Raw genomic sequence first — 13373 nt, forward strand, 5'->3', positions numbered from 1 at the left:
ATGGCACATCTCACCAAGGCCGTACAAGGCTATCGCCTGGCGGCGATGCACAGGCTGATGGACAAGCTGCGCGTCGATGCGCTGGTGTTCGGCACGCCTGACTTCTTCCAGTACGCGACCAATTTCCAGCTCGATGTCTGGCCGTGGGAGCGCCCGGTGTTCGTGGTGGTGCCGCGCAATGGCGACACCTTCGCGGTCATGAACGAGCTGTCGACCAACCATATGCGCTTTGCGACCGGGAAGGGCTCGGTCTGGCTTGCCGATGTCACCTACTACGCCGAGCATCCCCGTGTCTCGAATCGCCTGCCGCTGCCTGCGCAGCTGCCGGAAGTGGTTGCCGCGCTGCTGGGGGCCAGGGGGCTCGGCATGTCGCGGATTGCGGTCGACGTCCAGCATCCGATCCTGGCCGGTGCGCAGCGCTACCTGCCTGAACTCACGCTGCGGCCCGCCATGGCGGAGATGCGCAGCCTGCGCTGGGTCAAGCATGCGGAGGAGCTGCAGGTCATGCGCGAGCTAGGTGCGCTGACGGACTGGGTGCAGGATCGCTACCGCGAGAACTTCCGGCCAGGCCGGCTGGTGCAGGAGCTTGACCACGCCATGGCGGCGCTGATGTCGGAGGAGGCGGCGCGGCGCTTTCCGGGCGAGGACTTCGACATCCTCAAATGCTGGACGCTGACCGGGCCAGCTTCGGCATCGCCGCATGGCGATGGCGCCGGATGCGGCGCACGGATTTCCGCCGGCGACACCATCGTCAACCTGGTGCTGCCGCGCCTGAACGGGCTCTATGTCGAGAATGAGCGCACCTGGTTTTGCGGCCGGCCCGGCGACGAGCAGGCGCGGTTCTACCAGGTTGCGGCAAAGGCCACCGACGCTGCCGTTGCCGCGGCGGTGGTCGGCAAGCGCGTCTGCGACATGGATGCGGCCGCGCAGGCTGTGATCGAGCAGGCCGGCTGCGGGGACTATGTCTTTCATCGCACCGGCCACGCGGTCGGTCTGATGCTGCATGAATACCCGGAGGACATGGCCTTCAATACCCGCCCGCTGCTTGCGGGAGAGGTGTATTCGGCGGAGCCGGGCCTCTATGTCTACGGCCTTGGCGGCTTCCGGCTGGACGATACCGTGGTGGTTGGCGACCAGCCGGAGGTCATCATCAAGACGCCGAAGACGCTGGAATACGCAACCGTGGACTAGGCGCCCGCCGCGTAGCTCAGTCGAGTGTCACCCCCGTATCCGCCGTCAGCTTGAGCACCACCGGCAGGTACGCCTTGTACGCCGCCTCTGCCTGTGCCGGGGTATTGCCGAGCGGTTCCGCGCCCATGTCCACGATGCGCCGCTGCATGTCGGCGCTGGCGACCAGGCTGGCGGTCTCGCGGCCCAGGCGGTCGATGATGTCCTGCGGCGTCTTCGCGGGCGCCATCAGCGTGATCGGGCCGGTCAGCCGGAACGGTTCGTCGGCGTAGCCGGCCTCGGCGAAGGTCGGCACGTCTGGCAGGCCCTGTGCGCGGCGCGTGCCGGTGACAGCGAGGGGCCGCAGCTTGCCGGTGGCGAAGTGTTGCTTGAGCGCGGTCACGGAGCCCACCGTCACGTTGACCTGGCCGGCGAGCAGGTCGGTCACCATGGGTCCTTCGCCGCGGTAGGGCACATGCAGCATGTCAGCCTGGTACTGCCTGGCGATGTAGGTCTGGATCGTATGCGGCTGCGTGCCCGCGCCCCACGACCCCATGCGCAGCTTGCCCGGCGATGCCTTGGCATAGGCCAGCAGTTCGGCAACGGTCTTGGCCGGCACGCTGCTGTTGACCGCCAGCACGGTGCGCGCGGTGGCGATGTCGGAGATCGGGCGCAGCTCAGTGCGCGGATCGTAGGGCAGCTTCTTGTACAGCGCCAGGTTGGACGTGATCGGGCCGGGAATGGTCATCAGCAGCGTATAGCCGTCAGGCGCCGACTTGGCGACGTAGTCGGTGCCGATGATGCCGCCGGCACCGCCCTTGTTCTCCACCACCACCGTCTTGCCGAGCTGGCGCGACAGGCCATCGCCGATGGTGCGCGCCAGCGTGTCGGTCAGCCCGCCCGGCGGGTAGGCGACGATCAGGTGGATGGGCTTGGCCGGGTAGGCGCCCTGTGCGCCGGCCGGGGCGGGCGCGGCGGCCAGGGCCAGCACGGTGAGCAGGGGCAGGGCGGCTTGCAGCAGCGGGCCGCGCAGCAGGTGGGCAGCGGTCGTCATGATGGCGTTGTCTCCTTGGGATGGATGGTCCGTGTTGCCCTACGTCGAAGGGGAAGTCTCACTCCAGCTTGATGCCGCGCGCCTTGATCAGCTTGCCCCATTTGCCGATCTCCTGGTCGATGAAGGCGGAAAACGCGCTGCCCGGCTCTGGCTGCGGCTCGAGCCCCAGCCCCAGCAGCTTCTTGCGGATCTCGGCATCGGCCAGCACGGCCGATGCCTCGCGGTTCAGGCGCTCGGAGACGGCGGGCGGCGTGCCGGCCGGCGCGACCAGGCCGAACCAGCCGTAGCCGACCATGCCCGGGTAACCCTGCTCGGCAAAGGTGGGCGCATCCGGATAGACCGGCGAACGCTGTTCCGAGGCCACTGCCAGCACGCGCAGCTTGCCGGCCTTGATAAAGGGCAGCGCCGAGGTGATGGCGGTCAGGGTGGCGTCCGCGCGGCCGGCCAGCAGTTCGGTATAGGCGGTGGCGTCGCCGCGGTAATGGACATTCAGCAGCTGGAACTTGCCGACCTGCCCGAATAGCTCGGCGGTCAGGTGCGGGCCGGAGCCTGCGCCCGGGGAGGCCAGCGTCACGCCATCCGGCTTGTCCCGGGCCATGCGCACGAAGTCGGACACGGTGCGGGCCGGCGAGCTGGCATTGACGATCAGGAAGACCGGGCCCAGCACGCGCGGTCCCACCGGCACGAAGTCCTTGTGGACGTCGTAGCGCTGGGCGATGCCTGCCGCGGTATTGATGGCGAAGGGCGCGGCAGCCCACAGCAGCGTGTAGCCGTCCGGCGCGGCACGGGCCACCTGCTCGGTGGCCAGGCGCGTGCCGGCGCCAGGCTTGTTCTCCACCACCACCTGTTGGCCCAGCTTGTGGCCAAGTGCCTCGGCAAGGATGCGGGCAGAGATGTCATTGGAGCCGCCGGCGCCATATGGCGACACCAGCTTGACCGGCCGCGACGGATACGTTTGCGCCTGCGCCGGGCTGGCCAGGCACAGCATCGCCAGGCCGGCCGTCAGCACGGCCCGGGCGAAGATTGAGGTCCGATTCATGATGCTTCCTTCATGCGGCGGATGGGTGGATAGCGGAAGCTGCGTTCCAGGTGCGTGGCGCCGGGCACGTAGAGGCGCAACGCTACATAGAACGGCTCAGCGGGGGCCGGCAGCCAGTTGCCGGCGAGGGCGTTCTCCGTAGGTGGCTGCGCGCCCAGCACGATGCACAGGCTGCCATCGGGCGCCGGGCGCAGGGCCGGCGAGCGGTCGCCCAGCGAGTAGCGCTGCAGGGGGTTCTCGACCAGCATGCAGTCCGATTTACGGTACATGGTCAGCGACCAGAATGCGCCCACTTGGGGTAGTCCTTGCCGGGGAAACACCAGTTCATACTGGTGCGTGCCGTCCAGCGGCAAGCCGTCGCCATCGCAATCGGCCATCAGGTACATGGCTTCCTCAACGCCTAGCGCACCGATGTAGTTGCGCGCCACTTCGGCGCGCAGAGCGTAGTGGGTGCCGAACGAGGTGCGGATTTCCACCGGCAGGAACCAGCCGCCGCCCAGCGCGGAGACCCTGGGCGCGGCCAGTTCCGCGTCGACCTGCGTCAGCGCGGTGGCCAGCGCCGCGCGCTGTGCCCCGGTCAGCGGCGCGTTGCTGCCGATGCCGGCCGGGGCAAAGCTGCGGACCAGTTCCGCTTCGGCCGCGGGTGGCGGGTTCTCGCGCAGCATGCGGGTGACGACGGCGGCGTAGCGGTCGGGATCGGCCGGCCGCTCGCCGGCTTGCATGCCAGCATCGAATACGGTTGCTGCGCTGGTGCCGTCCGGCCGGCGCAGGCGGATGCCGTCCTGCAGGGCATGTGCACCCGGCAAATCGGCTTCGCCATCGGCCAGGATGCGGCCGATGATCCAGACCGCGTTGGTGGGGCAGGGCAGCGGCGTTGCGCCGGCCGGCACCTCGCCCCGCCAGGCTGGCCCATGCAGCAGCCAGGTGCCGCCTTGCGTGCCGGTGGTGCGGGTGCCGATATAGCCGAACGGGTTGGTATAGGCGTCGAGCAGGCCTAGCACGTAGTAGCGGCCGTGGCAGTCGGGCACGTCGAGCAGCAGCGGGCCGCCGGACAGGTCGAGCCACGCATTGGTGTAGAGCGTGTCGTTGTTCGGCGTGACGACCTGCCGGTGCTGCGGGCCGAGCAGCGTGCGCACGTGCGTGACCGTGTTGATCCAGCGCAGCGTTGTGTCGGGCCCGTCGCCGGCAAAGACCCCGGCGCCATCGCGCCGCGGGCAGGTGGCGGCGCGCATGCGCGCCATCTCGTACAGCGGCAGCGTGTAGCGCACCGCGTCGCACGCCAGCGTGCCGAGCAGGTTGTCGTGGTGTTCCATGGCGCGCTCCATCAGGCAATGCGCCGCAAGGGCGGGATCACGTAGCCGCCGGCCATGAAGCCATCGGTCGGGTGGTAGAGCCGCAGGATCAGGTAGAACGGGCCGTCCGGTGCCGGCAGCCAGTTGTCCTGCGCCTGCGTGGGGCGCTGGTGCGAGATGGTCAGCGTGAGGCCACCGTCGACATCGTATTGCAGACCGGGACTGCGGTCGCCCAGCGCATAGCGCCCGATGGCGTTGTCGGTGAAGAAGCGGTCGGCGCCGTAGAGCGAGACCGACCAGAACGCCTGCGCCGGCGGCAGGTGTCCCGCGGGGAAGTGCAGGGCGTAGGCGTGGCGGCCGTGCAGCAGTTCGCCGTCGGCGTCGTAGTCGGCAGCGGCATAGACGGCCTCGTCGGCGCGCAGTGCGCCCAGGCCCTTCATGGCGGTGACCGCGCGCTGCATCCAGTCGTCGCCATAGCGGCCCAGCAGCAGGCTGTAGGTCCAGCTCTTGCGCGCATGGCTGCGGGTGTTGGCTTCGATCAGGGCCATGCCTTCGTGCCAGGCGCGGACCAGGCCCTGTTGCACCGCAGGCCGCAGCGCGCCCACATCGACGGCGTCGCCGGCGCGGATGCCGCATTTGCGCAGCAGCGACAGCAGGCCGGCGGCGGAAGGCTCGGCGGGATACTCGCGCAGGGCGTTGAAGATGTTGGCGAAGAAGTCCAGCGCGGGCTCGCCGCCCTCCTGCCAGTCGCGCACGCAGGCGGGCTGCATCCTGGCGCCGCCGGACAGGTAGAAGCCGTTCTCGAAGGCGCTCGCCGCCGGCAGATCGTCGGCACCCGTCACCAGCACGCGGCCCAGCAGCCAGACCAGTGCGGTGGGGCAGCGCACCACGTGGTCGCCTTCGGCCTGCTGCCCGGGGCCGGCCAGCACGATGTCGGCGCCGGCCGCGGGAACGTTGCGCGGGCCCAGGTTCTCGAAGTTGTTGGTCCAGGCGTCCAGCAGCTCCACCACGTAATAGCGGCTGGCGTCCGGCAGCGCCGGCACGTGCAGCGTGACCGGGCCGTCGGCCAGGTTGACCCAGGCGCAGAAGTAGAGCAGGTCATTGGCCGGGGTGACGATGTCGCGGTCCTTGTGTGTCCACTGGTGGGTGCTGGCCGACAGCACGTTGACGGGGGCACGGCCGTAGCCGGTGGCCTGGGCTACGGAGGTCTGCAGCCGGCAGGTGCGCAGGCTTTCAAACAGCGGATAGGTGGCGAGCACCAGCGGCAACGCGGCCGCGGCGGTGAGGGCTTCCTGGGGCGTGTCGATGGGTGTGCCGGCAAGGAAGGGCGCAGCGGGTTGGTTCATGGCGTTGTCTCCGTCGGGTTTTGCTTTAGTCGTTGATGCCGTCCCCGGCATGCAGCGTGACCACGGCATCGGCCGCGACCACGCCCTGGGCGGTGACGATCAGCGGATTGATCTCCAGCGTGTCCAGCCGCGGCCCGAGTGCGGCGGCGGCCTGCGACACGCGCACCAGCACTTCGGCCACGGCATCGGCGTCGACCGCGGGATGGCCGCGATGGCCGCACAGCAGCGCTTCGGCTCGGCTTGCGCGCAGCATGGTGCAGGCGCGGGCATGGGTCAGCGGGGCCAGGCCGAACGCGGTCTGCCGGAAGATCTCAACTGCCGTGCCGCCGATGCCGGCCAGCGCTACCAGCCCGAAGACCGGGTCACGCCGCACGCCCACCATCAGCTCGCCCCAGCCGCGCACCATGCCGGCGACCAGCGCGCCCTCGAAGCGCGCCGGGCTGCCGTGGTTGGTAGCGGCGGCCTGCACCTGCGCAAACGCCGCACGCACCGCCTGCGCATCGGCCACGTTCAGCACCACGCCGCCTACGTCGCTCTTGTGCAGGATGTCGGGCGAACACAGCTTGATGGCAACCGGGTAGCCGATGCCTTCGGCGATGCGCATGGCCTCGTCGGCATCGCGCGCCAGTCCGTGGGGTGCGGTGGGGATGCCGCAGGCGTTGAGCCACTGCATGGCTTCGAACTCGGACAGCGACGTAGTGTCGCGCGGAAGGTCCGGCGCAGCCAGGGCCGCGGCAGCTACGGCGGGCTTCGCATGTGCTGCCGCTGCCTGCGCGGCGGCGCGGGCCAGCACGGCCACGGCCTGCACCGCGTGGGCGGGTTCGCGGAAGACCAGCGCGCCGCGCGCTTCGAGCCAGCGGCGCTTTTCGTCATCGACCAGCCCGCTGAACAGCAGCGGCGCCGCGGTGCCGCTGCGGTGCAGGGTCTCGACAGCACCCTGCAGGCTAGGCCAGATGCGCGGCGCACCAACGCCGCCCGCCAGGAAGGCGACGACACTGCCGTAGCCGGGGCTTTGCGCCGCGGCGGCAATCGCGTCCAGCAGCACTTCCGGCTGCGCCACGATCTGCCCGGTGACATCGATGGGATTGGCCGTGCTGGCAAAGGGGATGGCGCTGCGCAGCGCAGTGGCCGCGGCTTCCGGCATGGGCGGCAGGGGCAGGTCCAGCGCCTCGGCCTGGTCGGCCATCATGATGCCGACGCCGCCCGAAACCGTGACCAATGCGACCGGCGTGACGGCGCTTTCCGGCTCTTTCGCCGAGGGCTGCCAGCGCGTCGGCCGACGCCCGCGCGAGAGCACGTAGCCCAGCCGGAAGAAGTCATCCAGCGTATGGGCGCGGAATACGCCGTACTCGTCGAAGACCGCCTGGTAGACGGCGTCCTCGCCGGCCAGGCTGGCCGTGTGCGATTGCGCGGAGCGGGCCCCGGCCTCGGTGGTGCCGACCTTGGTCACCACCACTGGCTTGCCCGCGGCACGCGCCGCCGCCAGCGCGCGGCGCAGGCGGGTGCCGTCGCGGCAGCCTTCCAGGTAGGCCAGGATCACGCGGGTGGCGTCGTCGTGCGCCAGCCATTCGATCACGTCGGCCACGTGCAGGCCGGCTTCGTTGCCGGTGGTGACCCAGTGACTCAGCCCCAGCGATGCCTCGCGCGCCAGCCCAAAGGCATAGGCGCCGAAGGCGCCGCTCTGGCTGACCAGCCCGACTTCGCCCAGCGGCGGCAGCCCGCTCAGCGGCATCGGCGAGAAAGTGGCAAAGACGCGCTCGCGCAGGTTCATCGCACCCAGGCAGTTGGGCCCCAGCAGCGTGATGCCGTGCGCTTGCGCGAGTGCCGCCAGTTCCGCCTGCATGGCGATGCCGTCGCCGCCGGTTTCAGCAAAGCCCGAAGTGAAGAACACCGCGGCGCGCGTGCCGTTGCGCGCCAGCTGGCGCATGGTGTCCAGGCTGGCACTGACCGGCAGCGCCACGATGGCGAGGTCGGCCGGTGTGTCCAGCGCATCCAGCGAGGGCACCGCAGCCAGCCCCTGTACTTCGCGCGCCGTGGCATGCACGGGAATGATGCGGCCGGCGTAGCCCAGTTCGCTCAGCAGCCGCACCGGCATGCCGCCCACCTTGTCGGGCTGGGTGGAGGCGCCGATCACGGCGATGGTGCGCGGCTGCAACAGGGCGCAGAGGTCTGGCATCGCTTGTCTCCGTATGCGTGCGCCATGACTTCCAAGACGGCGCCGCGAATCTTGTCATTGGTGTGTCCGAACATGTTGTCATGACATGTTATGATGAGTCAATGTTGTTATGATAAGTAGAAGCCCGCATCGGACATGCCGTGAACACCGCCAATCTCGTGACAACAAGCTCCCTGCCTCGCTTCAAGCAGATCGAAGGCGCGCTGCGCCAGCGCATCGTCAACAACGAATGGACTCCGGGCATCAAGCTGCCGTCTGAGTCTGAGCTGATGGCTGAATTCGGCGTCAGCCGCATCACCGTGCGCCAGTCGCTGGCATCGCTGCTTGCCGAAGGGCTGATCGAGACGGTGCACGGCAAGGGCAGCTTTGTCAGCCGTCCGGCGGGGCAGGCGGACCTGGGGCCGTTGACTGGCTTTTTCGACTACATGCGCGCGCGCGGGCACGAAGCGCACGGCAAGCTGCTGTCGACGCGGCTGATCGCGGCGCCGGCCATCGCCACCGATGCGCTGCGCCTGCCGCCGGGAACCAGGCTGCTGTGCGTGACCATGCTCAAGTCAGTGGCCGGCGTGCCGGTGGCGGTCGGCATGACGATGGCGCCCGAACCGCTGATGCGCGCGATTCTGGAGCACGACCTGGAAAACCACGATGCCCTGATGATCGTGGAGGCCCGCCTGGGTTATCGCCTCAAGTACCTGCACACGGAGAGCGCAGCAATCCCTGCCAATGCCGAAACCGCGCGCCGGCTCAAGGTGGCGCCGGGCGAGCCGCTGCTGCGCATCCGGTTCACGCCGCACGACATCGACGAGAAGCCGCTGGCCTTCTCCGAATTCATGTTTCGTGGCGACAAGTTCACCTACAAAGCCTGCGTGCGGCGCTAGCGTCGCCTGGCAGTGGCGCCGGGGGAACTTTTGTGCCGGTGCCGTGGCCTGAACGGCATCGGCGCTGGCGTTAGAATGTGGCGCCCAGTTCTGCCCCAGCCCAGGAGTCCAAGATGCTTTCGCCGCTTTTCCCGCGTTCCCTGTCCACCGCGCTGGTGATGGCGTTGTCGGTCACGTGCGCGTCGGCGGCGCTGGCCGCGGGGCAGGATGAAGCGCCAAAGCCGCGCGGCAAGGACGAGGCCCCGGAGGCCCCGGTCGCCTGCATGAAGGCGGTCAAGGCAGCGCTGCCCAATCCCGCCAGCTTCAAGTGGGTCAGCGGCAAGGCCCGCAAGGTGGCCGAAGACGCCTACAGCGTGGTGGCCGACGTCGAATACCTGGCGCAGGACGGCGCCGTGCGCAAGGCCAAGGTCCAGTGCGACGTGCTGCGCGCCCCGGGCAACCAGTTCGTGGTGCCCAAGGTCAGGCTGCCGCAGCACTAGGTCCCGGCAGGCCAGCGCGGCACAGCAAATCCCAGGTAAAAGTGGACGCTGTCCATTTCATTTGCTAGGCTATGTGTACGGCATCCACAAACATCTGTGGGTGCAATCCAAGGAGACCGCGAATGAAGACCGAAGCGCAGAAGGAGCACCGCTGGCTGCAACGGCTGGTGGGCAACTGGATCGCCGAAGGCGAGGCATCGATGGGGCCGGACCAGCCGGTGCAGAAGTGGGAGGTTCCCGAGCGCGTGAGCAGCGTCGGCGACGTCTGGGTCCAGTGCGTGACGCAGGGCGACATGCCCGGCTGCGGCCCGTCCACCACGGTCATGACGCTGGGCTACGATCCCGCCCGCAAGCATTTCGTCGGGACCTTCATCGGCTCGATGATGACGCACCTGTGGATCTATGAAGGCGACCTCGATGCCGGCGGCCAGCAACTGACGCTGCGTGCCGAGGGGCCGGATTGCTCCGGCAATGGCCGCATGGCGCAGTACCGCGACGTGATCACCTTCACCGACGACGACCACCGCACGCTGACGTCCTACATGCTGGGCGAGAACGGCGAGTGGACCCAGTTCATGAACGCCAGCTATCGCCGCCAGCGTTAAGCCTGGCGGCGCTGGGCCGCGAGCCGTGCCAGCCGGCCGCGCGGGCCGGGCGGATCGTCGTGCGGGTGCGCGGCGCTGCCCCCGGCATGGCGCCGGCGCCGGCGGCGGAGCACCAGCAGCAGCGACGCCGGCACCAGCAGCACCAGCGCCAGCAAGGCGAACGTGAACAGGCCCGGATCGCGCGCCGCGGCGGCGACCCGGTTCACCAGGCAGGCAGCGACCACGATGCCGGGCAGCATGCCCAGCGCGGTGCCGACCAGGCAATCGCGCAGGCCGATGCGCGATGCGCCGATCACCAGGTTGACCAGCGCGAACGGTGCAATCGGCACCAGCCGCAGCACCACCATCGCCACCAGTCCGTGCTTGCCCAACTGCTGGCTGACCCGGTTCAGCCGTCTGCCGCCAAAGCGGCGCACAGTATTGCGCCCCAGCAAGCGGCCGGCCAGGTAGCCTGCGCCGGTGCTCAGCACGGTGCCGCACAGCGCCAGCGCGGCGCCGTAGAGCGGCCCGAATATGACCACGGTCAGCAGGATCAGCAGCGTCACCGGCAGCATTGTCACCGCGCCGGCCAGGTAGACGCCCATCATCGCCAGCGGTGCCAGCGGCATCTCGTCCAGCTGCTCGACCACGCCGAGCAGCGCGCGGAAGTCCGCCCATTCGCGCAGCGGCGTATGGCGCCATGCAAATGCCAGCCCCGCCAGCATCAGCGCCAGCACCACCATCATCCCGACGCGGCCGAGCACGCGCGGGCGTGCCTCATGGCTGACGAACTCGGCCAGCACCTGGTCGCTGTCGATCGGCTCGATCGGGTCCAGCAGGTTGGCCGCCGGCGAAGCGGCATCGACATCGTCCGGCAACGGCGGTTCGTAGGCTTCCAGCGAGCGCCCGTCCGCGCGCTGCAGGTTGCGGATGGCCGCAAGCACGCTGCGGGTGGCGGCGACCTCGGCCTGGAAGGTTTCAGGTGCCACATCCAGGTGCTCGCCCAGCAGCCGTGCGCGCATGGCGGCAATGGCCGCCTGCACGCGCGGGTCGCCGCCCGACATCACCACCACATTGCACTCGGTATCCAGCCCCAGCGAGCGGTTGCTGAGGTTGGACGAGCCGATGGTGATGAGGTCGTCGTCGATCACCGTGACCTTGCTATGCACATTGACACATTCGGGCATCAGGCCGGGAATCGACGGGCAGTACAGGCAGAAGCGTTCGTGCGTGTCGGCCGCGCGCAGGCGGCGGTACAGGCGAGCGCGCAGCACGCCCATGCTGTGCGCTTCCAGCCAGCCGCTCTCGTTACGTCTCGACACCAGCACGATATCGGGGCCGTCCTCGTGCCCCAGCCGTGCCTCCAGCGCGTTGGCGATCTCGCGCGAGCTGAAGTACTGGTTCTCCATGTAGATGCTGTGCCGGGCCGAGGCGATGGCATCGTGCAGCAGCATGCGGATCTCGCTGACACCGGGCTCGTCCTCGCACATGGGCATGGTGCGGGCGATGGCGACGCGCACATCGGTCAGCTCCGGCGCCAGGCCTGGCGGCCACGGGTCTGACGAGGTGGCCGCAACCGGGCGCGGCTCGCTGCCGCTGGCGCGCAGCCAGCGCGCCGCGCACAGGGTGCCCAGCGCCGCGGCGGCGGGGCCGTCGAGCGCGCACTGCACGTCATGGAAGGGCGGGTAGGGCTTGCCTTCGGCCATGCGCAACGGCGCGCCGGGGGCATGGCGGTTGTCGTCCCAGCGGCGCAGCGTCAGGTCCAGCCCGCCGACAAAGGCGAGCTTGTTGTCGATCACTACTACCTTCTGGTGGTGCGAGGCGCCCGGGGGATGGTTGCCATCAAGCCGGAACGCCAGGTGCCGGTGCGCCTGCCAGTGCGCGCTGGCCGACGGCAGCCACTCGCGCTCCATCGCCATCACCATGGCGTAGTCCCAGCTCAGGATATAGATGCGCAGCTCAGGGCGCTGGTCCGCCAGCGCGCACAGGAAGTCGCGCAGGCCCGCCGGCAGGCCGTCCTGTGCGCCCTGCGGCACCAGTTCCATGCGGCTGTCGATATCCCATCCCAGGATGAAGATGGTGTGCTCGGCGCGCGGCAGCGCTTCGCGCAACGCGCGGAAGTAGGCGTCGGCGTCGACCAGCATGGCAAAGCGCTGGCAGGGCTCGACGCGCCAGCAGTTGCGCCCCGGCTCCGGCGTAAAGGCGGCCGGGGCCTGGTGATCATGCGGAGGGCCAGTGGCGGGAGACGCGGTGGTGCCGGGCGGGTTGTGTTGCCTCATGTCGCACGCTTCGGGGAGGTTCAGCCAGAAACGTCGCGCAAGTTCCGTACCGGTGCGCCAAGCGGGCTGGTCCAGGCGTGCAGGCAATGCCCCGGGGGATAAGGGCCAGCCGTGGGCGGCTCAGGCGCGTGTGCGCTTTACCTGCCCTTTGTAAGAACGGCATGCCGGCGCGGGCGGGTCGGAAGACCCGGCATGCGGCGAAGACGCTACGACGGATGGCCGCGCCGCAGCGCCGTGGGGCGCGCAATGCCCCAGACATCCAGTAGCGGCTCGAAATGCGGTTTGCTTTCGCGCGGTGCCGGCGCCACGCGGCGCGGCGGCGGCAAAGGCCGGCCGGTCAGCACTAGCGGGGTATCGGCCTCTGCCGGCGATTCAGGCTCGCCGGCGTAGGCCACTACGCCCATCTGGCGGGCGGACTTCAGCGCGCGCGTCAGTTCCGCGGCGTTCAGGCGGCTGGCGGCGGCAAGCTGGTGCCGGGGCATGGGCCCCTTGGCACGCAGGCTGGAAATCAACGCCATCACGCATTCCCGGGTGGTTCGATTCATTTCGCTGCGTCAGGAAAAAGGGTACAGCGGTGGGCTCGCCAATCGAGCCTGCCGCGTACGGTACCCATTCTTTCGCAGGGGTCATATCCTTGCCAACCGGATATGACACTTGTTCACATTTCCTAGCGCAGAGAGAGGAATCGTCCCTAGGCTAATGCCGCGTTTCCGGGTCGCCGGTCGGAAATCTGCGATCCGCGCGGTCGCGCGGGGTCAGCATCGTGCCATGCCGGCGCCACTTGCGCGCGTGCCTGGCATGGATGTCTTCGGCAAGTTCGTGCAGTTCGGCAACCCTGGCGTCGATCGGGTCGGGATAGATGTCCAGCGGGCGATACCTGAGGAACAGGCGCATGGGGGTCTCGGTTGGTCCTGGATAATGGCGTGCTGCCTTGATTCCAGTATCGGTGACAGACCCGTAGCTTTCACGAGCGCAGACGTAACACATTGATTTCACTCAATGTGTTTCCCGCAATGGATTGTTGTGGCCCGCGTTCGCCGCGGGCCCGGGGGATGCAGGGGGAACCGGCGGTTGACGGT

12 protein-coding genes are annotated in these 13373 nt (G+C 69.0%); 4 read left to right on the forward strand and 8 right to left on the reverse strand.

The features are described from left to right. On the forward strand, nt 1-1191 hold the full coding sequence (locus AC1Q6V_RS25080) for a M24 family metallopeptidase (protein ID WP_058698623.1): 1191 nt from the start codon (nt 1-3) through the stop codon (nt 1189-1191). A 16-nt stretch (nt 1192-1207) separates the two neighbouring features. On the opposite strand, the gene AC1Q6V_RS25085 is transcribed toward AC1Q6V_RS25080, so the two are convergent. Genes AC1Q6V_RS25085 through AC1Q6V_RS25105 form a run of 5 tightly spaced genes read right to left on the reverse strand, consistent with a single transcriptional unit; the run spans nt 1208 to nt 8074 of the window. Further along, nucleotides 1208-2221 (reverse strand): Bug family tripartite tricarboxylate transporter substrate binding protein, encoded by a 1014-nt coding sequence (locus AC1Q6V_RS25085; protein WP_010809643.1) that lies wholly within the window; start codon nt 2219-2221, stop codon nt 1208-1210. 58 nt (nt 2222-2279) lie between these two features. Next, nucleotides 2280-3260 (reverse strand): Bug family tripartite tricarboxylate transporter substrate binding protein, encoded by a 981-nt coding sequence (locus tag AC1Q6V_RS25090; RefSeq protein WP_454750658.1) that lies wholly within the window; start codon nt 3258-3260, stop codon nt 2280-2282. After that, nucleotides 3257-4573 (reverse strand): DUF1254 domain-containing protein, encoded by a 1317-nt coding sequence (locus tag AC1Q6V_RS25095; RefSeq protein ID WP_454750657.1) that lies wholly within the window; start codon nt 4571-4573, stop codon nt 3257-3259. The genes AC1Q6V_RS25090 and AC1Q6V_RS25095 overlap by 4 nt, the downstream gene beginning before the upstream one ends. Before the next feature lie 11 nt (nt 4574-4584). Further along, nucleotides 4585-5898, reverse strand: a complete 1314-nt coding sequence (locus AC1Q6V_RS25100; RefSeq protein ID WP_439669834.1) for a DUF1254 domain-containing protein — start codon at nt 5896-5898, stop codon at nt 4585-4587. Between the two features lie 25 nt (nt 5899-5923). After that, nucleotides 5924-8074: an acetate--CoA ligase family protein gene (locus AC1Q6V_RS25105; RefSeq protein WP_439669835.1), complete on the reverse strand. Its 2151-nt coding sequence runs from the start codon at nt 8072-8074 to the stop codon at nt 5924-5926. 140 nt (nt 8075-8214) lie between these two features. On the opposite strand from AC1Q6V_RS25105, the gene AC1Q6V_RS25110 reads away from it, so the two are divergent. From AC1Q6V_RS25110 to AC1Q6V_RS25120, 3 genes are all read left to right on the forward strand, one after another. After that, a complete protein-coding gene (locus tag AC1Q6V_RS25110; protein ID WP_010809648.1) occupies nt 8215-8952 on the forward strand; it encodes a GntR family transcriptional regulator in 738 nt (245 codons plus the stop codon). Between the two features lie 113 nt (nt 8953-9065). Beyond that, complete coding sequence (locus tag AC1Q6V_RS25115) at nt 9066-9431, forward strand: DUF2880 domain-containing protein (protein ID WP_010809649.1); 366 nt, start codon at nt 9066-9068, stop codon at nt 9429-9431. Between the two features lie 122 nt (nt 9432-9553). Beyond that, nucleotides 9554-10036, forward strand: coding sequence for a DUF1579 domain-containing protein (locus AC1Q6V_RS25120; protein ID WP_454750656.1), 483 nt, complete (start codon nt 9554-9556; stop codon nt 10034-10036). On the opposite strand, the gene AC1Q6V_RS25125 is transcribed toward AC1Q6V_RS25120, so the two are convergent. From AC1Q6V_RS25125 to AC1Q6V_RS25135, 3 genes are all read right to left on the reverse strand, one after another. Next, complete coding sequence (locus AC1Q6V_RS25125; protein ID WP_454750655.1) at nt 10033-12294, reverse strand: VTT domain-containing protein; 2262 nt, start codon at nt 12292-12294, stop codon at nt 10033-10035. The genes AC1Q6V_RS25120 and AC1Q6V_RS25125 overlap by 4 nt on opposite strands. 206 nt (nt 12295-12500) lie before the next feature. Continuing rightward, nucleotides 12501-12839, reverse strand: coding sequence for a hypothetical protein (locus tag AC1Q6V_RS25130; RefSeq protein WP_231881494.1), 339 nt, complete (start codon nt 12837-12839; stop codon nt 12501-12503). 151 nt (nt 12840-12990) lie between these two features. Further along, nucleotides 12991-13188: a hypothetical protein gene (locus AC1Q6V_RS25135; RefSeq protein ID WP_010809653.1), complete on the reverse strand. Its 198-nt coding sequence runs from the start codon at nt 13186-13188 to the stop codon at nt 12991-12993. Nucleotides 13189-13373: the final 185 nt, after the last annotated feature.

This window comes from Cupriavidus sp. GW823-FHT07B10, from assembly GCF_058794355.1.

What these genes read in the sequence shown, in the direction of transcription:
- AC1Q6V_RS25135 (WP_010809653.1), bottom strand. Translation starts at nt 13,188, where the DNA reads ATGCGCCTGTTCCTCAGGTATCGCCCGCTGGACATCTATCCCGACCCG.
- AC1Q6V_RS25115 (WP_010809649.1), top strand. Translation starts at nt 9,066, where the DNA reads ATGCTTTCGCCGCTTTTCCCGCGTTCCCTGTCCACCGCGCTGGTGATG.
- AC1Q6V_RS25130 (WP_231881494.1), bottom strand. Translation starts at nt 12,839, where the DNA reads ATGAATCGAACCACCCGGGAATGCGTGATGGCGTTGATTTCCAGCCTG.
- AC1Q6V_RS25085 (WP_010809643.1), bottom strand. Translation starts at nt 2,221, where the DNA reads ATGACGACCGCTGCCCACCTGCTGCGCGGCCCGCTGCTGCAAGCCGCC.
- AC1Q6V_RS25125 (WP_454750655.1), bottom strand. Translation starts at nt 12,294, where the DNA reads ATGAGGCAACACAACCCGCCCGGCACCACCGCGTCTCCCGCCACTGGC.
- AC1Q6V_RS25090 (WP_454750658.1), bottom strand. Translation starts at nt 3,260, where the DNA reads ATGAATCGGACCTCAATCTTCGCCCGGGCCGTGCTGACGGCCGGCCTG.
- AC1Q6V_RS25100 (WP_439669834.1), bottom strand. Translation starts at nt 5,898, where the DNA reads ATGAACCAACCCGCTGCGCCCTTCCTTGCCGGCACACCCATCGACACG.
- AC1Q6V_RS25080 (WP_058698623.1), top strand. Translation starts at nt 1, where the DNA reads ATGGCACATCTCACCAAGGCCGTACAAGGCTATCGCCTGGCGGCGATG.
- AC1Q6V_RS25095 (WP_454750657.1), bottom strand. Translation starts at nt 4,573, where the DNA reads ATGGAACACCACGACAACCTGCTCGGCACGCTGGCGTGCGACGCGGTG.
- AC1Q6V_RS25105 (WP_439669835.1), bottom strand. Translation starts at nt 8,074, where the DNA reads ATGCCAGACCTCTGCGCCCTGTTGCAGCCGCGCACCATCGCCGTGATC.
- AC1Q6V_RS25120 (WP_454750656.1), top strand. Translation starts at nt 9,554, where the DNA reads ATGAAGACCGAAGCGCAGAAGGAGCACCGCTGGCTGCAACGGCTGGTG.